Source organism: Streptomyces sp. NBC_01283 (genome assembly GCF_041435335.1).
GTDB lineage: Bacteria > Actinomycetota > Actinomycetes > Streptomycetales > Streptomycetaceae > Streptomyces.
In genome coordinates, this window is record NZ_CP108432.1 from 17,533 (window position 1) to 36,514 (window position 18,982).

Consider the following 18,982-nt stretch of genomic DNA (forward strand, 5'->3'; position numbering starts at 1 on the left):
CAAAAGGTTGGTCACCGCCGAGAGGCTGCATTGCCTGTCGCATGCTGGAAGCCTGTCTCACGCCATGGCCCGCCCGTCCCGGCGGCCGCTCCCCCTGTACCGGGCGCGAAACCGGAAGGCGAGAGGTGGCCGTGTGCATCGCACGTCATCGCCGCCTCTCCGACACGACGGTTGCGATCGCCCGGCAGAGCGCGCCCAGCACGAGGCCAGGGGATAGCTGCAGGACCGCACCTGCCCTGCACACCCGAGCGCTGCGCCCGCCTCGCCCGCCCTCGCCCGCCCCCGCCCGCCCGCCCGCCCGCCCGGAATAGCTGATGCGGCTCGTCCTGGAGTCGGTTCAAGAGTGCTTCGTAGACCTTGGCGATGCCCAGCGCGCAAACCCCTCCAGGCAGGCTGAGCTGTCGCGCCAAAGGAAGGGAGCGTTGCAGCAGGGCACGGATGTAATCGAGATTGTGCCTGACAAGTGCGGCCATATGTTCAGGCTTGGCCTCAGACAGCCGATGAGGATTGACGCTGAACCGCATGAGTTCGTCCTGTGGCAGGTAGACGTTGCCCTCTCGTGCGTCTTCTGTGATGTCGCTCAGGACGTCCATGAGGTGTATCGCCATGCTGAGGGCGATCCCGGCGTCTCGCGCTGCTGCGGACTCACCCCCACCCAGAACGGCGAGCGTGACGTCAGTGACCGGCGCAGCCCACGCACGGCAAAAACACTCCAGGTCCTCTCGGCAACTGATGACACGGGGCCCAAGGTCGCTCAGGGCCACGTCAATCATGTCGCCCAGCGCAGCAAGGGGAACGGGATAGGAAGATGCGGCGTCAGCCAGAGCAACCCATATCGGGGCTGCGCATCTCATCGGCTGCGCGTGCCGGGCCCGTTAGCTGTTGCAGCTGGCCTCGCAGAACCGACAACCGTGCTGACTTCTCGTCAGGACGCGCCTGCGCATCACCGAGATCGTCGATGCGCCTGACGATTGTGAACAGCGCATAGACGGCACGGCGGCGCTCGGACGGGAGCAGCAGTGCCGCACAGGCCATCGGTGCCCCTGTCCTCCAGGTGACCGCCCTGCAGTGACGTCGCGCAGCGCGGGAACTCCAGTTGCCATGCAACGATCTGGAGGCGAAGTCCGCCCGGAGCCTGGCAACTGTCGATAATGATGTGTTGTCTTCACCCTCACTCATAGACATCGAGAAGCTACGAGGCCAGCGAGGTACCGCTGCTCGCGGATAGAAGGTTTTCACTCCGTACCTGTGGTTTCTAGCGATGCCACAACTGTGGCAGTACGCCGTTGAACCCGCAATCGAACTGAGTATCGACACCCTCCCGCACGGTCGAGGCTTGTCAAGTCGCTTATGGAGCAGGCGAGTTCCCGGAGCGCCCCGACGACTCGACCGCCAGTTGGGAGACGTGACTCGATCGCTGCTGCAGCGGTACAAGGCCAGGCTTCAGTGGTGCAGGTTTTGGGAGAGGTCCCGCATGGCGTCGATGGTTTCCTGCTCGTCTTGCTGTGTGCCGTGGTCGCTGAGTTTCACGATCACGGTGCGCTTGGCCGGATCGACGTAGATGTACTGGCCGTGGATCCCCACCGCGCTGAAGTCGCCTGTTGCACCGCTGGGATGCCACCACTGGGCGGAGTAGCCCCACCCGTCGGCCATGGTCGCCACGGGGGCGCTCAGACGGTCGATCCAGGCCTTGGAGACGACCTGGCGGTCACCGGCCCGGCCGTTGTCGAGGACGAGCTGTCCTATCTTGGCGAAGTCACGAGCGGTGGCGTTCAGGCAGCAGAAGGACTTCTCCACGCCGCCCTCGCTGTCCAGGTTCCAGGTGGCATCGGCTTCGGCGCCCATCGGCTGCCAGATGCGCTCCTGGAGCAGCGCCGCCACGGATTTGCCCTCCACCCGGTGCAGGATCTGGCCCAGGAGCTGGGTGTCCACGCTGCGGTAGTCGCTCCTGCTGCCCGGGGGGAAGCGCAGGGTGCGGTTGTCCTTGATGAAGTTCGGCAGGTCGGTGGTGAGGTACATCCGCGGTGTGCCGGACAGAGGTATGCCGCTGTATTCCTCGCTCACGTCGATGCCGCTGCTCATGTCCAGCAGGTGCCGCACGCTGATGCGGTCATAGGCGTCGCCCTTTTTGAGTTCGGGCAGCAAGTCCACCAGGAGGTCGTCCTCGTGCAGGCGTCCTTCAGCGATGGACTGTCCGATCAGCAGGGAGATCACAGACTTCGCGGTGGACCAGGAGGCGTGGCGGGTCTGCGCGTCGACACCGTCGCGGTACCACTCGTGGGTCAGCTGGCCGTCGCGAAGGACTAAGAAGGCGTTGGTGTGGGTGTCCGCCAGGAATTGCCGGGTGTCCTTGCGCCCGTCCTTCCACGCCACGGTGGCAGGCAGGGCTTGCAGTGCCTTCTGCGCGGGTGCCGGTTTGGTGGACGCGTCTACGTTGCGGGCCGGGAAGAGAGTGCCCTGTTGCGAGGGCGCGGTGTCCGCCAGGCGGATGAGGGAGAAGGGGGAGGGGAGGCTGAGGACTGCCGTCGCTGCCCAGGAGCCAGCGATGAGAACCGTCAGAGCGGTCGGTACGGCGATGACGGCCCGGCGGTGTCGGCCGAGGAATACGCGCAGGGACGAAGAAGGTGTCATGGAATCTCCCGAGACATGAATGACGGTCGTTATGAATAACGACCGTAATCTATGCTGGTGCCCCAAGCAAACGAAGAGAGAAGGCCCCTGATGCCCCCGGCCCCCGACCACCGCCGTACGGAACTCCTGGATGCCGCCGTCACCCACCTGACCGAGCACGGCATCGCCAGCCTCTCCCTGCGCCCGCTGGCCAAGGCACTGGGACAGAGCACCTACGTGCTCACCTACCACTTCAAAGACAAGAGCGGCCTGCTCGCCGCCGTCCTCGACCACCTTGACCAACAGGAACGCAGGGCGCTGCAGACATGGACGTCCCAGGCGCCACCGAGCTCGCCGGGCGCGGCCATCCTCGCCTTCTGGCACTGGCAGACCAGGCCGGACGCACTGCCGCTCCTCCGCCTCAACTACGAGATCTTCGGGCTGCTGTCGAGCCGACGCATCAGCGGCCATCACCCGCGCATGATCGAGGACTGGATCGGCTTCATCACTCACCAACTCACGGCATACGGCCAGGAAGCCCAGGCAGCACGCATCGATGCCACCCTCATCTCCGCGGCCCTCTCCGGGCTCACTCAGGACTACCTCATCACCGGCGACAGCCCCAGGATCGAGGAGGCTCTGGCCCGCCTGGCCGAATTCACCGATGCATCGACGAAGGCGGCTAGCCGCGGGTAGGGGTCAACGTCAAAGAGGATTGACCGCCGCGGAGGCGAGAACGTGGCCTCGAACTTGCTGATGGGTTGGGCTAAGTTCCGGACGTAAGAGCGGCCTTCGCCTGACCCTGTGCTCCGTCACAGAGGCATGGGATCAACACGAAGGCCGTAACTATGAGTCCGCTGCAACACGGCGTCCCGCGGGATGCGTTTGCCGAACTGTCATGCTCCCGGACGGAGCTCTATGCCTGTCTGACCGGCCGGCGCGATGCGCTGTTGGAGCTGAGTGATGCCCCTGCTGAGCGCGGATGGTCCGGTGAGGACGCTGGTCGAGCTGTCGTTGGAGCCCGAGCATCGGCGCGGTCACGGCGCCTTGTACGGCGGGCTGAACGGCGGGGATCTGGATGTGGCACGGCTGCGCAGAACGCTGGCAGGACTGCCGCTTCCCCGCACGGCGTCGGGCCGGCTGGTCTTGGCGGTCGACGTGAGCAACTGGCTGAGGCCGGCCGCGAATACCAACCCGGATCGGCTGTTCTGCCACACGTACGGTCGTGGCAGGGGCTCGGCCCAGATGATCCCCGGGTGGCCCTATTCCTTCGTGGCCGCTCTGGAACCGGGGCGAACCTCGTGGCCTGCCCTGCTGGACGTGGTCCGGTTGTGTCCGTGGGACGACGCGATCGCCGTCACCGACGCCCAGGTCCGGGACGTTTTTCAGCGGCTGTATGTGACAGGCCAGTGGCAGATCGGTGACCCGCCCGTCCTGGTCGTCGTCGATGCCGGCTATGACGTGACCCATCTGGCTTTCCTGCTCGCGGACCTGCCCGTGGAACTGCTGGGCCGGATGCGTTCCTGTACTTCCCGCCCCCGCCGCAGCCGGCGGGCAAACGTGGGCGCAAGCCCAAGCGCGGGGCGGAGTTCGCGTTCGAGGTTGTGGCCACTCAACCGGTCCCGTCGGTCACCACGGTGACCGCCACCACTCACTACGGGAAGGCCGTCGCCACTGCCTGGGACCGCCTGCACCCGCTACTGGTCCGGCGCTCGGCCTGGGGCGACCACCCCGAAGGAGACCTGCCGGTCATCGAAGGCACCGTCATCCGTCTTCAGGTCGACCACCTCCGCGGAGACCGCAGCCCCAGGCCGGTCTGGCTGTGGTGGTCGGCCACCGCCGCCACTGCTGGGATGTGGGCCGGCTCTGGCAGGCATTCCTACGCAGATTCGACCTTGAGCACACCTTCAGGATGGCTCAAGCAGACGTTGGGGTGGACCGCTCCCAGACTCCGCGAGCCAACCGCTGGACATGGCTCGTCATCGCAGCCCACACCCAGCTCCGCCTTGCCGGCCCCTCGCAGAAGACCTCCGCAATCCCTGGGAACGGCCCGCCCGCCGAGGGCGCCTCACACCCGCGCACGTCCGTCGAGGATTTCGCCGCCTCCACAGGAAAACGCCTCAGCCGGCCAGCGCACCGAAACCCACCACCGCGGGCCCCGGCGGGCCAATCGGGACGAAGAACAAGCACCGCGCGCGCGAGCACCCCGTCGGGAAACAGAACAAACCGAACCTCGCGGGAGCCATCGCAAGCAGCAGAGCTGCATAAACGCCAAGGGCTCGCACCCGGATGCCGACGAGGCGGTAGGAGCTTATCTGGCACAGTCCTCGTTACCCATAACTGCGCCGCGATGCGCAATTACGCCGACACCCACGGCTGGCTCACCATCGTCCAACTCCCCCCCTATGCAACAAACTTGAATCCAGGGAAGGAAGCGTGCCCCCTGCTCCGCAGAAGGCCACTGGCCAACGTTGCTTCACCGACGACGAACATCTCGACCGCACCCTGCAACGGCGCCTTCCCTGCATCCAGTACTCGTAGTCGCTGTCCATGGCGAGACACTGATTGCAGCTGATCGTGGCTGTCAGGTCGTCCCGGGCGAGGGCGGCCGGGGCCGTGTTGATGCCGGTGGCGCACAAGTTGACGTGCACCAGAAGGCGGGCAGCCGGGTCGAGTTCGCCGTTGACCCGCTCAAGTCGGCGTGAGAAGGCGCGCACGCTCAGCGGCTGCTCGTGGGCGTAGCGCCGACAGCTGCGCCCCTCTCCGAGCCCCTACCATCCGTCGGCAGGCCGCTCGCCGACCTCGAGCCGGCGCAGCCTGGCGAGGACGGCCGGGTCCTGGACGTCGAGCCAGTCGACGAACTGCCGGAAGGAGACCAGGCGTACGTCCTTCTTCCCGGCCATTCTTTTGAGAGCTTCCTCGACGGCGTCCATATAGATGCCGCCGTTCCACTCCTCGAAGTGGTTGCCGATGAAGAAGGGGGCACGGTTGGTCTCGTACGCGCGCCGGAAACCGGCGAGATATGCCTGGGTCGCCTGGGTGCGCCAGCCGGGGTAGTTGTACGAGGGCGCCTGGGTCGAGTTCTTCGACTGGTTGGCCAGGACGTTGTAGTCCATGGACAGGATCTCGTAGCGGTGTCCGGGGAACGGGATCTGCTGGAGCGGCAGATCCCACACCCCGAGGCGCTTCTCCGGCCACCGCTGTGTTCCGCCGGGTGACGAGGAGTCGTAGCGCCAGCCCCGCTCGCGGGCGACGGGCAGCAGATTGTTCTGGCCGAGGAGACAGGGCGTGCGCCCGCCGACGAGTTCCTTGTCGTAGTCGAAAGGCAGCGACGCCAGATCGGTCCAGCCGGTGTTCGTACGCCATTCCTTGACGAACGAGGTGGCCTGGTCGATTTCACTGTGCCATTGCGCGGGCGTCCAATGGGCGACGCTTCCGCTGCCGGTGCAGAAGTGCCCGTTGAAGTGCGTGCCGATCTCATGGCCCTCAAGCCATGCCCGGCGCACGTACTTCAGCGTCTCCTTGATGTGACCGTCGCTGAGATAGCCGATATCGGAGGCGCCGACAGCGTTGTTCGGCGGTTCGTAGAGCCGCTTCTTGTATTCGGGAAGGAGATAGAGACCGGAGAGGAAGAACGTCATCTTCGCGTCGTGGTCCTCGGCCAGCTTCAGGAAACGCGGGAAGAGACCGTTGCCGACCTCGCCCGCACCGTCCCAGGAAAAGATCACGAACTGCGGGGGCGTCTCACCCGGCTGTAAGGGGACGGGCTCCCCCGGCTGATGCGGCTGCCTCCCCGTGTACGAGGTCGAACCGTCGCCGATCGGCCTCGCCGAGTGTTTGTCGCCGGCCTGTCCGTCCTCCTCCCGCCCCGCGGGAGGGGGTAATTCCCTGCCGCCGCCTGTGCCGCAGCCCGCGACTCCCAAAGCGGCGGCAGTCCCGACTCCGAGGCCGAGCATTCCCCTACGACTGATGTCTCGCATTCCATCCCCATCCGTTGCGCCCATGGGCCCTTCCTGTTGTATTTGTCATGCAAGACGGGTAGCCCCGGGGAGGACGCGACGGACACGCGGGTTCCAACAGGTCGTACATATTTATGATGTTTGCCGAAGAGGAACCCCTCACGACGTGATCACCTGGCATCGGAGTTCAAGGTTCCGAACGCCTTATCTGGATTTCACTGGCTTGGCATCCGCGGAAGCTGCCCGAGAGGCAGGCCGCAGATGCCTCCATGAACCCGCCGCTGGCTCACCCCAGGCCGACTGTCCGCAAAGACGACAGACAGAGCGTCCTGCTCCAGCGGCGACGGGGCCGAATCGCCGTTGGCCAGTCGAGCAGGCGAATGGCGATCTCGAGACCCCGTTCCTGCCGGGACGGGCGTTCAGTAGTCCGACGGACTACTGAACATCCAGCGGTCCGACTGACCCAGCCAGACCACCCGCGTCTCCACCGGCCCTTGCAGGCCCGAGTCGCCGTCGTCGCCTGCCACCGAGCTGAGCTCCTGGGATCCCCTGTCTACGACGCCCCCCACGCGCGGGCGACCGCACCGGTGTCGAGCCACGCGCAACGATGTGCGGCTCGAGTCGCCGGATTCCTGGACAACATCTGAAATGTAGCCATATATGCTTTTGGGATCCTCCCGAGCCGGTGCCATGGCCAGGTACGGGTGCGGAGCAAGGCGCCGGGATGGGGCAGAGCCGCACTGCACACCGAACGGGTGATAAGGGGGCCGTTGGTGCGTGTGTGGTCCGCTCGCCGTGTCTTCATCAAGTCTCCTTCGTAGATGCCCCGCCCTTGAGGGCGGCGAGGGTGTCAAGTGCGATACGAGTATCGCGAGGGATCTGGGTGACGGGTGACGGCTGGGGCAATCCGCCTGACCCGCCGCTGCAAGAGCGGAGGCCTTCGGATGGGTTCCTGTTTCACCGCGCTGTGCCGGGACTGCTCCCGGTCTTATCTGCGCTCCGCAGGCAGTTACCGCCAGCCCGGCGGCCTTCTGGATGTTGATTGCCGCGTTTACGCCGTCGATCGTCGCCAGGTCCAGCTGGCCGCTCTCACGCCGACGGAAGCCGTTCTTCGCCAAGCGGATGGACTGCCAACTCGCCCGCTTGGACCGAAAGCGTGGCAGCCCGATGCTGGCGCCCTTCCGCTTCCCCGTCGCCGAGGCGCAGAAGCTCGCGCATGCGGTGTCGAGAACGCCCAGGGCGGACTGCAAGACGTCCACGGACACCTCAGCCCGCCCAGAAGACGAACCGGCTCCACCCGGCCCCGCACCCACGGGACCTTCGGGGAGTGTCTGATTAACGGTGGATCGCCCATCTATGTCAGGTTGGCTTGATCGCTGGCCTGGAGAAGTGGAACCACCAAGTGACTGACGCAACAACAGAGGCCCCTGAGATGCCTGCGGTCGAGGCCGTGGACACGGTCGACGATCAGCTGATCGGGATGCTGGTGGACCGGGCCCGGTTCGAGGGTCTGCAGTTGACCGGCGAGGGCGGGCTGCTGCAGCAACTCACCAAGCGGGTGCTGGAGTCCGCCCTGGAGGGCGAGATCACCGGCCACCTCGGCTATGAGAAGCACGATCCGGCCGGCCGTGACAGCGGCAACTCCCGCAACGGAACTCGCTCCAAGACTGTGCTCACCGACGTCGGCCCGGTCGAGATATCCGTGCCGCGTGACGTCGAGGGCAGCTTCGAGCCGCAGATCGTCAAGAAGCGGCAGCGACGGCTCACCGGCGTCGACGAGATGGTCTTGTCGCTCTCCGCAAAAGGGCTGACGCACGGCGAGATTTCGGCTCACCTGGCCGAGGTGTACGGCGCGAATGTGTCGAAGCAGACCATCACCACCATCACCGACAAGGTGATGGACGGCATGGCCGAATGGCAGTCTCGTCCGCTCGACCCCGTCTATCCCGTGGTGTTCGTGGACGCTATCAACGTGAAAATCCGCGATGGCCATGTGGCCAACAGGCCCATTTATGTGGCCTTGGCGGTGACCGCCGAAGGGACCCGCGACATTCTCGGGATCTGGGCCGGCGACGGAGGAGAGGGTGCCAAGCACTGGCTTTCCGTCTTCACGGAACTCAAGAACCGCGGAGTGCAGGATGTGCTGATGCTCGTCTGCGACGGGCTCAAGGGCCTGCCGGACGCCGTCGAGACGGTCTGGCCCCGCACGGTAGTTCAGACCTGCATCGTTCACCTTTTGCGCAACAGTTTCCGATACGTGGCCAGGCAGGACTGGGACAAGGTCGCCAAGGCCCTCAAGCCCGTATATACGGCGCCGAACGAAGCCGCAGCCACCGAGAGGTTCCTCGAGTTCAGCGACGCCTGGGGCACCAAGTGCCCGGCAGTCGTGAAGCTGTGGTCCGACGCCTGGGCCGAGTTCGTTCCCTTCCTCTCCTTCGACGTCGAAATCAGGAAGGTGATCTGCAGCACGAATGCCATCGAGAGCGTGAACGCTCGGATCCGCAAGGCCGTTCGCGCCCGCGGGCACTTCCCGAACGAGTCCGCGGCCCTCAAGTGCGTTTACATGGCGTTGATGTCACTCGACCCGACCGGCAAGGGCCGCAAACGCTGGACCATGCGCTGGAAGGCACCCTTGAATGCCTTCCAGATCGCCTTCGAAGGCCGACTCACCCCGGCCGTGAAGTAACCATCCGAACGGGCAAGATCAACCGTTAAATTGACACACCCGACCTTCGACCCCTCCCCCGCCGGAAGTAGGGGGCATCCACAAAGGAAGAAGCGATGATTCAAGCTGACGTAGTGATCTGCTACGGGTTAGGGAGCGTGTTCGCTTTATCGCATGCGCGGCACGTCCCTCCGGTATCCGTGGCTGCCCGGCGCGATCCTCGGCTGGCGGGCGTGGTGCTGTGCACCTCTTTCGTCGTGTCGCCTGTGGTGCTCCTGATGATGTGGCGGTACCCCGGCTGGGAAACCATGTGGGTGGTGTCCGCGCCGCCGGTCTGGCTGTTGGTCGCGATGGTGCCGGGTCTCAATCTGTTCGCTACGGCGGGATATCTGAGCACACGCGCGTTGCTCGGGCGGGGCAGCTACGGGGCGGCTTGCGCGCAGTGGCACGCCTCCGTATTCGGGACGGTGTTCGTGCTGTTCCACGGCTGGGACGGCACCGGGTATCAGCGCTTCCTGTCGCCGACCGCGCAGGACTTCGCACAGTGGGGCCAAGGGCCTGTTCCGGAGCGGGTACTGGCGTGGCTGGTGTCGCCAGTGCCTTGGCTGATGGCCACCCTCACGGCCCTCACCGTGGCTGGGTGCTTCTTCCTGGTGTGCCGCTGTGACGAGAGCGCGGAGGTGCGGTGTGCGGCACGGGAGCACGGGTGGCTGGCAGTGCGTCCGGTGGTGAGTGCGGCCTTCGTCGGGTGCGTGGTCGCCGCTGTGGGGTTCAGCGGGGTGGTGCGGTGGGCCGGCTGGCCGGAGGCGGTGCTCGTGCTGATGAGTGGGGTGGTGGCGCTGGGCATGTGCGGGTTCTCCGCGCCCTGGTATGCCCCGTTGGACCCGCGCCTGCGTCCGGTGGAGCGGACGCGGGCGGCTCTTTAAGGGGTCTTAGCTTCGGTGGTTGGCGCGTCCGGAGCCCGCCAGTGGGCAGCGACCGGTGTGGGCTTGGCGACGCCGAACTTGTCCATGGTGCAGCCGGGCCCGCCCAGGGTGTAGGTGCGGACCGTGGGCAGTACGTCGAAGCGTGAGACTCGTCGAGGGGACGCGAGTCGTAGGAGGCGTGCACGGGCCCGTAGAGCGCCGTGCGTCAGGGAGGTGAGGGCCGTGGGGGGCGAGGGGTAGCCCAGCGCGGTGCGCAGCGGCTCGTCCAGCATGCTCAGGACGACGGGCCTGACGAAGGGGCGCAGCGGCAGGGGGAACCAGCCGCACATCGCCGTGAGGGCGTGGTCGGCGACGCGCCGGCCCGCGTCGGTGGGGCCGAATGCCGTGCGTTCGTAGTGCGTATTGAGTTCCTGTAACTGTGCGTAGCTCGATGGGATGTCCTTGATGCCCAGACGCAGTCCGATGTTCCGGTAGAACCAGAAGGCGGCGTGCTTCTCTTCTTGGAGCAGTGGGCGCCAGCCGTGGGCGGCGATCCATTTGATGGGTTCGAAGATGAAGGAGGAGAGGGTGTAGAGCATGTCGTCGTTGCTGATGCGATACCAGCTGTGTGCGCGGTTCACCGTCCGCAGGGCAGTTCGTCCTTCTGGGGAGTCGTAGCCGTAGCGGGCGAGCGCGCCCATGAGGATGAAGGTGTCGTCGTATCGGCGCTGGGCGGCACATTCGAACTGACCCGTGGCGTCCAACAGTTCCCCGATGCTGGGAACGGCGAAGGTCCGCAGCAGGGCCAGTTCGGTGGCGCGCAGGTAGTCCCAGGGAAATTCGTACCCGGAGCTGATGCGGTAGATCTCCAGGTGGTCGCGTGCGGGATCCAGGGTCTTGATGTGCCGCATCCTGGCGTAGCGATCCCGGCGGGGCAAGGAGGTGCTCTTGGTCATGACGGTCGCTCCTCGTATCGTCGTCGTGCGGCGCGTGGTTTGGCACGCGCCCAGAAGAAGAGCAGGCCCGCGGTGGCAAGACCGCCGGCCCAGGCGAGTTCCACCAGCAGGTCGGTGACGGGGATTCGGGGAGTGAAGGAGCCGCTGACAGCGGTTTGCATTCCTCCGTAAGCCGGCAAGAAGGTCACCAGGAGTCGGCCGGCCGCGGGGCTGAACATCGGGTTTTGCAGGCCTACGTCCACCAGGCTGACCATGATGATGGCGAACATGCCCTCGAGTTCGCCCGGCAGCAGCGATGCCAGGGTCATCCCGAGACCGCCGTAGGCGAGGCCAGCGCCCAGCAGGCCGAGCGCCACGGTCCAGGGGCTGCGCAGGTCCAGATACATGGCCATCACTGCCGTGGTGTAGCCCGCCGTGCAGGCGGCGATGACGATGAGCGCCGCCATCTTCCCGGCGAACAGCCGCCCGTGGGGGAATCCGGACCGCACCAGCCGCCCGTCGAAGTGACGGCCGCGGTAGGTGACGGTGAACATCATGAACCCGATGATGAGCGTCACCGTATTGACGGCGGCGACGACGAGGGTGAGGTCGTTGCCCGGGATCCGGAGCGGGGGTTGGTGATGGCGGGAGACGAAGGTGACGGCGTCGGCCGGGATGACGACTTGCTCCAGCGTCAGCCACAGCGGGATGAACCCGACGATCATGCAGAGGCCCAGCCGGTTGCGGGCGTGCTCCAGGAGCGCGAAGTGCGCGGCCACCGAGAACCTGGAGGGCATGGATGCCGGGGCCCTCATCGGAGACCGCCATCACCTGCGGGTGCAGGGGGCGCCGGTGCGGCGCCCAGGGGGCGCAGACGGCCGTCGACCAGTTCGTACCGGGAGTCGAACCGGCTGTTGTCGGGGGCGAAATGAGAGACGATCAGTACGGTTCGGCCGCGCTCTCGCAGCCTCTCGGCCAGAGCCCAGAACCGCAGGTAGGTCTCCCAGTCGAACCCTTGGTAGGGCTCGTCGAGCACCAGCAGGTCCGGCTCGTGCATCAGGGCCAGGGTGAGGTTCAGTTTCTGCTGAGTGCCGCCGCTGAGCGTGCCCACGAGGGAGGTCCGGTAGGCGCCGAAGCCCAGCTGCGCCAGCAGGCTCTCGGCTCCTTCGACGCCTTCCAAACCGTAGGCCGCCTGGAAGAACCGCAGGTGCTGCTCCACTGTCAGGCAGGGGTTCAGCACCGGAGCCTGGGGGCAGTACCCCATCGTTCCCCGGCGACGGACCTCGCCGCCGTCCGGGGACAGTTCCCCGCACAGCAGCCGCAGGAGTGTGGTCTTCCCCGCCCCGTTCTCGCCGAAGATGCCGACGATTGCGCCGCCGGGCAGGATCACGTCGATTCCGGTGAGGACGCGACGGCGCGCGAAGCTCTTGCGCAGGCCCGTGACCCGCAGCGACCACAGTGGCTCATGCGCTGCCACCACCCGGAACGGCTGTTGGCCGGCCACGGCTAAGGGCGTGCCCCTGAAGGGGTGCACCTGCTTGCGCCTGGGAAGCATCCGTTCACCTCGCTCGCAAGGGGGCTTCGGCGTCTCAGGGACGCAGGGGCATGTCGCCAAGACGCAGTTCGCCTTCGGGCATGACCGTTTCCCGGGCGAAGTCCACAAGCAGACCGGCCGGTTGCCCGAGGTGGCCGAGCCTCTCGACCGCATGGGCGGCGTCCTGCAGGTGCTGTTCGGCCACGGCCAGTGTCTCCTCCACGGCCCCAGAAGCGATCACCATCTCGCGGACGCCGTCGACCGCTTCGTTACCGAGCGGGGCCGCCAGGCGTTGGCGCAGTGCCGGGTCACGCTGCAGCGCGCGGATCACGGGAAGCGTGAAGATGCCCTCCACGAGATCCTTGCCCACGGGCTTGCCCAACTGGGCGGAGCTCGCCGTCAGATCGAGGACGTCGTCGACCAGCTGGTACGCCATGCCGAAGTGCCACCCGAAGCTCGCCAGCCCCGCGCGTGTTTCCGGGTCCGCGTTGGCCTGCATCGCTCCGAGCTCACAGCACAGCGAGAGCAGTCCGGCGGTCTTCTCGCCGATCACCTCGAAGTAGGACTCCTCGGAACGGTCCAGGCGGTGGCGCCCGGCGGTCTCGGTCACCATGCCCCGACACATGTCACGCCCCGTGCGGGCGGCCAGGCAGGCCTCCTCCTGCCCTAAGCGGGCAACCAGTTCGATGGCGTGCAGAATGATGTAGTCCCCGGCCAGGATGGCCATCTCATTGCCCCACAGCTGGTTGACACTCCCCCTGCCGTGGCGGCTCGGCGCCTGGTCGACCACATCGTCGTGGTACAGCGTCCCCACGTGAATCATCTCCATCGCGGTGGCGGCCTGGATCGCCTGCTCCCGCCCGGTTAACGCGCCAGTGGCTGCGAACCTGTGGCACAGCAGGGTCAGCCGGGGCCGCACCCGGCGCCTGCGCCCGCCAACCTGGTAGCCGATGACGTCAGTGAGTTCGTCGCGACCCGACCGGCTGATGTCATGGAGCTGGTTCTCGACCTCTGTGAGACCGGCATCGGCGTGCGGTAAGCCGTCGATGCCCTCTGCTTGAGACTCCACAGCACTCCTCCAGGCGACCAGACACAGGACAGGGAACTCTACAAACCAGAACCATATGAGTTACTTCTGGTGCAATACCGACATCTGGCGGCAGCTGGCGCGCCGTCCACAACTCGACACCAGCGCCATTCCGTCCATCACACACCCCGAAAAGAGAGACCCCATGCCGACACTCACCGGACGCACCGCCCTCGTGACGGGAGGCGCGCGCGGCATCGGATACGCAATCGCCGCCGAGTTCGCCCGCCACGGCTGCCGTGTGGCGATCGCCGACCGCGACGAGGAAGCGGCACGCGCCGCCGTCACCGCCCTACCGGGAGAGGGCTGCGCCTTCCCGCTCGACGTGACCGACCACGGCGCCTTCACACAGACCCTGCGGCATGTCGAGGACCACTTCGGCCCTGCCGACATCCTGGTGAACAGCGCGGGCATCATGCCCAGCGGGCGCTTCACCGAGCAGAACGCGTCCCTGGCTGCGGCGGCCGTGAACGTCAATCTGTTAGGGGTCATGAACGGATGCCGTGCCGCTCTCCCTCTCATGCTGCGCCGCGGATCGGGCCGCATCGTGAACGTGGCGAGCGCGACCGCTCTCCAGCCGCTGGCCGGGCTCGCCGCCTACAGCGCCACGAAGTCGGCCGTACTGAGCTTTTCCGGGGCGCTGCGCAAAGAGGTGCGGCGCTCGGGCGTGCACGTGCAGGTGGTACTCCCGTATATGACAAACACTCCCGCGAGCGCGGGCCTGGCCCCCGCCCGCGGGTTCCGGCCGGTTGAACCCGAGCGCGTGGCCGTGGCTGTCACCGGCCTGCTGGGCGGCCACCGGTTTTCCATGTGCGTCCCGCGTGCCATGGGCCCGGCACTCACCGGGCTCTCCCTGCTGCCGCTTTGGCTGCAAGATTTCATCGACGACGTGATGCGGTGCGACGCAATCGGACTGGACGCCAACCGGCGCCACAGGGCGGCATACGAGGAAGAACTCGCAGCACAGGAATGCCGCCCCGCCGTGGCCAAGAATCTCGGCCGGACGGGCATTTCGGGGTGAGGGCAGATCACCGATCCAGGCATGCCCGCGGGCACCCACGTGTGCGGCGCGGCCCTAGCGGATCGGGCTGATGTGCGAGGGTCACGGCATGGCGGCCGCCATCAGCAACGCGGGGCCGAGGTGCACAGGTTCGGGCCATCACCCCGCGTTTGGACACGGCTATGCGGTTCAGGGCAGGGCAGGGCAGGGCAATTGATGTCGAGCGGTGGACGTCTTCGTAGACGATCGGAGATCGCTGGCTGAGGCGGGTATGCCTCGGCGGGAGTTATGTCCGCACTGGACCCCGAACGCGCTCGTGGGCTCCGGTGAATTCCCGGCTCGTGTAATGCGAGCCGGGATCGGTGTGCATCACTCCCCCTGCCAGGCTCCTACGGGCAGTACAGCGAGTTCAGGCAGTGGCACAACGGCTCGTGGCTGTCTTGAGTTCGTCGGGGGGCAGGCACATATTCGGTGAGGTCGATCACCCTGTCTCATCTGTCGCCTGGCCTGACAGGAATTCGCGGGCCCCGCGCAGCCTGGTGCGGAGACTGTGCTGGGTGCGGCTGCTGTCCAAGCGCACGTCCAGCGGCCCAGGGACGCCGGTGTCTGCCCGTCGCCCCGCAGGCAGTGTGGCTGGGTCGAGGCCATCGCGGCGGGCGATCAGGAGGCCGAGTTCGTGGCGGCTGACCGCATCTGGCCCTGCGAGGTGACGGATTCCGGCGTGATCGGAGGACGCGAGTTCCACAATCGCCGCGGCGAGGTCCGACACATGTACAGGGCAACGGACATCGTCGGTGAACAGGGTCCCGTCACGGCGCCCATCGGACAGCTCATGCACCAGACTCTCGTGCTCGGAATCCCCATCCCCGATGATCAGCGACGTTCGGGCGATGACGGCTGCGGGGGTCAACAGGCGGATTGCGGCCTCGGCAGCCGCCTTTGCGGCGCCGTAAGGAGTGATCGGATCCGGTGTAGCGGCTTCGCCGTAACAGACCTGGGCCCCGGAGAAGACCGCGTCGCTGGACACGTGAACCAGCCGCGTCCCCCGGTCGGCTGCGGCCATCGCCACCCGGATGGCGCCGTCCGCTGTCGTCGCCCAGTCGGCCTTCCGGTAAGCCGCGTTGATCACAACACATGGATCCACTTCGTCGAGAACCGAGACGACTTCCTCGCCCTTGCGGAGATCAAGTGGCAGCCACTTGACCCCGGAGAGGCGACCAGGGTTCCGCAGGAAGGTCGCGGCAACGGCGTGCCCGGAAACTGTCGCGTGGCGTACCAGGTGCCCGCCGAGGAAGCCGCTGGCGCCAATGATGAGCAGGGTCATGGCCCGACACACTATGCCGAGAAGGGCCGCTAAGCAGGGCGACCGGTGGAGCGCTGGGAGGGAGACCTACTGGCGCAGCAGAGGGAACTGGGCACCGCCGAACATCTGACGCTTGACCACTCTTCAATGTGGTCACCCGGTCTTCGAGGAGGCCGGGGTTCCAGCGGGTGCTCAGACCCTGGATGACGGCGTCCCGGTCCTGCTCCGGGCCGTGCGTCGGAGTGGAGTCGGCAAGGCCACCCTGGCAGGCCAGCCATTCGCCGGACCAGCCGAGATCGAACATCCGCCCGCCCCGCCACACTTCAGATCAACCCCCCTGGCCGGCCCTGGGCATGGCGGAACAGCACCCTCAACGTGCTTTCTGCGGCGCCGATATGTCTACATCGCTTGACGATTCCAGCACTGGCCGTTTTCGACAACGCCACCTGCCCTCCCTCTATTTGTTGCGTGCTCACCAAATCGCAGGTGAGGGGATTTCATCACCCAAACCTTGGCCAGAATCCAATCTGTCGTTGACATGCAATGCGCTGGCAAAGTAGGCGCCGCGAGGAGGTACCTCACGGCGTCCTGGATTTCCCCTGACCCGAGTTTCCACAGTGCTCTTCACCGACCCGACCACACCGCGCCGCGTTGCGTCGACGCCCGACGCTGCTCCGGCGCAGGAGGCAGGCCATCATGAGGTGACCGCTCGTCTCCACACGGCGACAGACACGACCCGGGCCGTACTTGGCCTTGCCGTCCCACACGGTGGGAGACCGCAGGACCGCCCCCGTTCTCGCGGGCACCCCGGCACCAGCCAGCCGACCTCTGCGTCCGGCACTCCATGCGGGGTACCAAGGCCCTCACCATGCGAGTCCATGCTGCATGGCTCCACCACCCGATCCACGCATGTCATCCGGGCGTACCGAAGCTGACTGAGCGCCCCGTTTCAGTACCCCTGCGAGCCCCGCGACCTGCCCTCAACCGGGCAGGCATACCCCAGCCACGCCTCGAGGCGCTTCCGGCCCACAGGTGGACCTGCCCCGTACTACCCCCGTTCCTTCGCGCTGACAAAGGAACCCCCTTCCATGGTTTCGACTGACTCCTACCTGCGCACCGCCTTCGGTGAGTTACGCAGACCGCGCGTCCTGCGCCAGGACGCGCTCGCCTCGCTCGTCGTCTTCCTCGTGGCCCTGCCCCTGTGCATCGGGGTGGCCGTGGCGTCTGGTGTCCCGACCGTTACCGGTCGCTTTGCGACGCCGCCGCCCTGGACGGATACCGCGGTTTCACCCTGACCTCACTGGCGAACGTCTGATGATGTCGTCCCAGGACCGGCCGCCGGGAATTAGCAGCAGCGCCTCCGGAGCAAACCGCTCGTCCACCGGATCGAACGACTCCGGGAGCACACCCTCCTTCGAAGCTCAAACGAGCTTCTTCCTCTCCACGTTCGCCATCCTGGCTGACACCACCTCCCGCGACGACTGCGACCCTCCACCGGTCAGCCTCGAGGCGTCGGCCTGCTGCCCGACTGGGCTGACCGTTCCCCCGGCCCGGTGATGGGTGGTCCCCCGGATGGCTCTGCCGACGAGTGTCGCCGTGAGGCTCGTGCTCGCGGTCGGGTAATCAGAGTGATCATGACCTGCAAATCCGACCTGGAGGCGTTCGTGCCCCCCTTACGCATTTTCCTCGCCCAAGCCGTCGGAATCGCGATCCTGATCATCGGCGGCGTGGGGACCGCGGTCTTCGACGACGACCGCGCCAGCCTGCTGGGCGTCGCGCTCGCGTTAGGGCTCAGTCTGCTGGCGGCGGCATACCTGATCGGTCCGATCTCCGCCTGCCACATCAACCCCGCCATCACCGCGGCCATGGTCGCCACCCGCAAGACCGACGTCCGCCTACTGCCCGCCTACCGGGGCGGCCAGGGCATCGAGGGACTGTTCGGGGCGGGCGCTGCTGATCTGGTCGATCGGTCACGGCAGAGCCGGCTTCACCACCGTGGACCAGAACGGCACATCCGCCATCGTCTCCGTCAGCCAGGCCGACGTCGCGTCCAACGGCTACGGCGCCCACTCCCCCGACCACTACAACCTCACCAGCGTCATCCTTGCGGAAGTCGTGGCCAGCGCCGTGTTCGCGCTCGCCGTGTTCGCGCTCGCCGTGCTCGTCACCATCGCCCACGACTTCCCGGTGGCAACGGGCTGCCTAGAAGTCTGCCGAGGATGCTGTCTGGTCGGCGGAGGCTCAGGATGGGTGAGTCGCTGTCGTCACGGGGGTGCAGGCGGGATCGTCCAGCTGGTGCTGGTGAGTCCAAGGTTGATCAGTCGGCGGAGGTTACCGACGGACTGAGGTACGGGGCGCCGGCCGGTGCCGGCCGGCGCGGGCCGGTCTCATTCGATCTTCCTTCGCGGATACCCGTCTTGGGACGGGGGAGGGAATGACGCTGCCGTGTGTGCGGGGCAGGTGTCACCACATCACAGGTGGGCCGGGACAAGGGGGCCTGCCGGCCCGCGGTGAGGCGCCGATCTCCGCACGCCGAAGGGCCCGTTGCCAACCAGGAAGCGCGGTCTGGGACTCAACGAGTCGATCGACTACGGGTGAAGCGGCGCACGAAAAACGCGAAAGCGTTTCACGATAAATGCGAAAACAAGGTTACACAAACCCCGGACAAGGAGCTAAACACCCAGCCCTCCGAAGAAATCAGCCGCGGCGGCGCTGCCCACTGGCGGGCTCCGGACGCGCCAACCACCGAAGCCAAGACCCCTTAAAGAGCCGCCCGCGTCCGCTCCACCGGACGCAGGCGCGGGTCCAACGGGGCATACCAGGGCGCGGAGAACCCGCACATGCCCAGCGCCACCACCCCACTCATCAGCACGAGCACCGCCTCCGGCCAGCCGCTACCACACCGCACCACCCCGCTGAACCCCACAGCGGCGACCACGCACCCGACGAAGGCCGCACTCACCACCGGACGCACTGCCAGCCAC

Annotated in this window: 14 protein-coding genes and 3 pseudogenes; 8 read left to right on the plus strand and 9 right to left on the minus strand. The window is 66.6% G+C overall.

All coding sequences use genetic code 11. From position 1 onward, the window contains the following. Positions 1-11: 11 nt before the first annotated feature. The 3 genes from OG302_RS42940 to OG302_RS42950 form a co-directional block, all read right to left on the minus strand. Entirely contained in the window at positions 12-854 is an 843-nt protein-coding gene (locus OG302_RS42940; protein WP_371750481.1) for a squalene/phytoene synthase family protein, read from the minus strand. Beyond that, positions 817-1,185 carry a squalene/phytoene synthase family protein gene (locus tag OG302_RS42945; RefSeq protein ID WP_371750482.1) on the minus strand — a complete coding sequence of 123 codons (369 nt, stop codon included), beginning with the start codon at positions 1,183-1,185 and terminating at the stop codon, positions 817-819. The genes OG302_RS42940 and OG302_RS42945 overlap by 38 nt, the downstream gene beginning before the upstream one ends. 258 nt (positions 1,186-1,443) lie before the next feature. Then, positions 1,444-2,631, minus strand: coding sequence for a serine hydrolase domain-containing protein (locus OG302_RS42950; RefSeq protein WP_371750483.1), 1,188 nt, complete (start codon positions 2,629-2,631; stop codon positions 1,444-1,446). Positions 2,632-2,721: 90 nt separating this feature from the next. Between OG302_RS42950 and OG302_RS42955 the strand changes: the two genes are divergently transcribed. Both OG302_RS42955 and OG302_RS42960 read left to right on the plus strand, forming a co-directional pair. Then, positions 2,722-3,306 carry a TetR/AcrR family transcriptional regulator gene (locus OG302_RS42955; RefSeq protein WP_371750484.1) on the plus strand — a complete coding sequence of 195 codons (585 nt, stop codon included), beginning with the start codon at positions 2,722-2,724 and terminating at the stop codon, positions 3,304-3,306. A gap of 152 nt (positions 3,307-3,458) precedes the next feature. Beyond that, positions 3,459-4,878 (plus strand): annotated as a pseudogene (locus OG302_RS42960) (NF041680 family putative transposase). Positions 4,879-5,381: 503 nt separating this feature from the next. Here OG302_RS42960 and OG302_RS42965 read toward each other — a convergent pair. Beyond that, positions 5,382-6,590 (minus strand): hypothetical protein, encoded by a 1,209-nt coding sequence (locus OG302_RS42965; RefSeq protein WP_371750493.1) that lies wholly within the window; start codon positions 6,588-6,590, stop codon positions 5,382-5,384. Between the two features lie 1,411 nt (positions 6,591-8,001). Between OG302_RS42965 and OG302_RS42970 the strand changes: the two genes are divergently transcribed. Continuing rightward, positions 8,002-9,255: an IS256 family transposase gene (locus OG302_RS42970; protein WP_371524805.1), complete on the plus strand. Its 1,254-nt coding sequence runs from the start codon at positions 8,002-8,004 to the stop codon at positions 9,253-9,255. A gap of 95 nt (positions 9,256-9,350) precedes the next feature. Further along, positions 9,351-10,160, plus strand: coding sequence for a hypothetical protein (locus tag OG302_RS42975; protein ID WP_371750485.1), 810 nt, complete (start codon positions 9,351-9,353; stop codon positions 10,158-10,160). Here the strand turns inward: OG302_RS42975 and OG302_RS42980 are convergent. The 4 genes from OG302_RS42980 to OG302_RS42995 form a co-directional block, all read right to left on the minus strand. Beyond that, complete coding sequence (locus OG302_RS42980; protein ID WP_371750486.1) at positions 10,157-11,095, minus strand: oxygenase MpaB family protein; 939 nt, start codon at positions 11,093-11,095, stop codon at positions 10,157-10,159. The two genes, OG302_RS42975 and OG302_RS42980, sit on opposite strands and share 4 nt — an antisense overlap. Continuing rightward, complete coding sequence (locus OG302_RS42985; RefSeq protein ID WP_371750487.1) at positions 11,092-11,871, minus strand: ABC transporter permease; 780 nt, start codon at positions 11,869-11,871, stop codon at positions 11,092-11,094. Before OG302_RS42985 ends, OG302_RS42980 begins: the two co-directional genes overlap by 4 nt. Before the next feature lie 14 nt (positions 11,872-11,885). Then, entirely contained in the window at positions 11,886-12,578 is a 693-nt protein-coding gene (locus OG302_RS42990) for an ABC transporter ATP-binding protein (RefSeq protein WP_371750488.1), read from the minus strand. An 85-nt stretch (positions 12,579-12,663) separates the two neighbouring features. Beyond that, a complete protein-coding gene (locus tag OG302_RS42995) occupies positions 12,664-13,677 on the minus strand; it encodes a polyprenyl synthetase family protein (protein WP_371750489.1) in 1,014 nt (337 codons plus the stop codon). A gap of 163 nt (positions 13,678-13,840) precedes the next feature. Between OG302_RS42995 and OG302_RS43000 the strand changes: the two genes are divergently transcribed. Next, on the plus strand, positions 13,841-14,716 hold the full coding sequence (locus tag OG302_RS43000; protein ID WP_371750490.1) for an SDR family NAD(P)-dependent oxidoreductase: 876 nt from the start codon (positions 13,841-13,843) through the stop codon (positions 14,714-14,716). 460 nt (positions 14,717-15,176) lie between these two features. Here OG302_RS43000 and OG302_RS43005 read toward each other — a convergent pair whose 3' ends face one another. Next, entirely contained in the window at positions 15,177-16,019 is an 843-nt protein-coding gene (locus OG302_RS43005; protein WP_371750491.1) for an NAD(P)-dependent oxidoreductase, read from the minus strand. A 1,067-nt stretch (positions 16,020-17,086) separates the two neighbouring features. Here OG302_RS43005 and OG302_RS43010 point away from each other — a divergent pair. The 3 genes and pseudogenes from OG302_RS43010 to OG302_RS43020 form a co-directional block, all read left to right on the plus strand. Continuing rightward, positions 17,087-17,245 (plus strand): annotated as a pseudogene (locus OG302_RS43010) (SulP family inorganic anion transporter); the annotation flags it as partial. 387 nt (positions 17,246-17,632) lie between these two features. Next, positions 17,633-17,950 (plus strand): annotated as a pseudogene (locus OG302_RS43015) (aquaporin); the annotation flags it as partial. 43 nt (positions 17,951-17,993) lie between these two features. Beyond that, positions 17,994-18,344 (plus strand): hypothetical protein, encoded by a 351-nt coding sequence (locus OG302_RS43020; protein ID WP_371750494.1) that lies wholly within the window; start codon positions 17,994-17,996, stop codon positions 18,342-18,344. Positions 18,345-18,982 lie beyond the last annotated feature (638 nt).

Bases quoted from the DNA above. Each gene is read 5' to 3' on its own strand.
- OG302_RS42940 (WP_371750481.1), bottom strand. From the start codon at position 854: ATGAGATGCGCAGCCCCGATATGGGTTGCTCTGGCTGACGCCGCATCT.
- OG302_RS42945 (WP_371750482.1), bottom strand. From the start codon at position 1,185: ATGTCTATGAGTGAGGGTGAAGACAACACATCATTATCGACAGTTGCC.
- OG302_RS42950 (WP_371750483.1), bottom strand. From the start codon at position 2,631: ATGACACCTTCTTCGTCCCTGCGCGTATTCCTCGGCCGACACCGCCGG.
- OG302_RS42955 (WP_371750484.1), top strand. From the start codon at position 2,722: ATGCCCCCGGCCCCCGACCACCGCCGTACGGAACTCCTGGATGCCGCC.
- OG302_RS42965 (WP_371750493.1), bottom strand. From the start codon at position 6,590: ATGCGAGACATCAGTCGTAGGGGAATGCTCGGCCTCGGAGTCGGGACT.
- OG302_RS42970 (WP_371524805.1), top strand. From the start codon at position 8,002: ATGCCTGCGGTCGAGGCCGTGGACACGGTCGACGATCAGCTGATCGGG.
- OG302_RS42975 (WP_371750485.1), top strand. From the start codon at position 9,351: ATGATTCAAGCTGACGTAGTGATCTGCTACGGGTTAGGGAGCGTGTTC.
- OG302_RS42980 (WP_371750486.1), bottom strand. From the start codon at position 11,095: ATGACCAAGAGCACCTCCTTGCCCCGCCGGGATCGCTACGCCAGGATG.
- OG302_RS42985 (WP_371750487.1), bottom strand. From the start codon at position 11,871: ATGCCCTCCAGGTTCTCGGTGGCCGCGCACTTCGCGCTCCTGGAGCAC.
- OG302_RS43000 (WP_371750490.1), top strand. From the start codon at position 13,841: ATGCCGACACTCACCGGACGCACCGCCCTCGTGACGGGAGGCGCGCGC.
- OG302_RS43005 (WP_371750491.1), bottom strand. From the start codon at position 16,019: ATGACCCTGCTCATCATTGGCGCCAGCGGCTTCCTCGGCGGGCACCTG.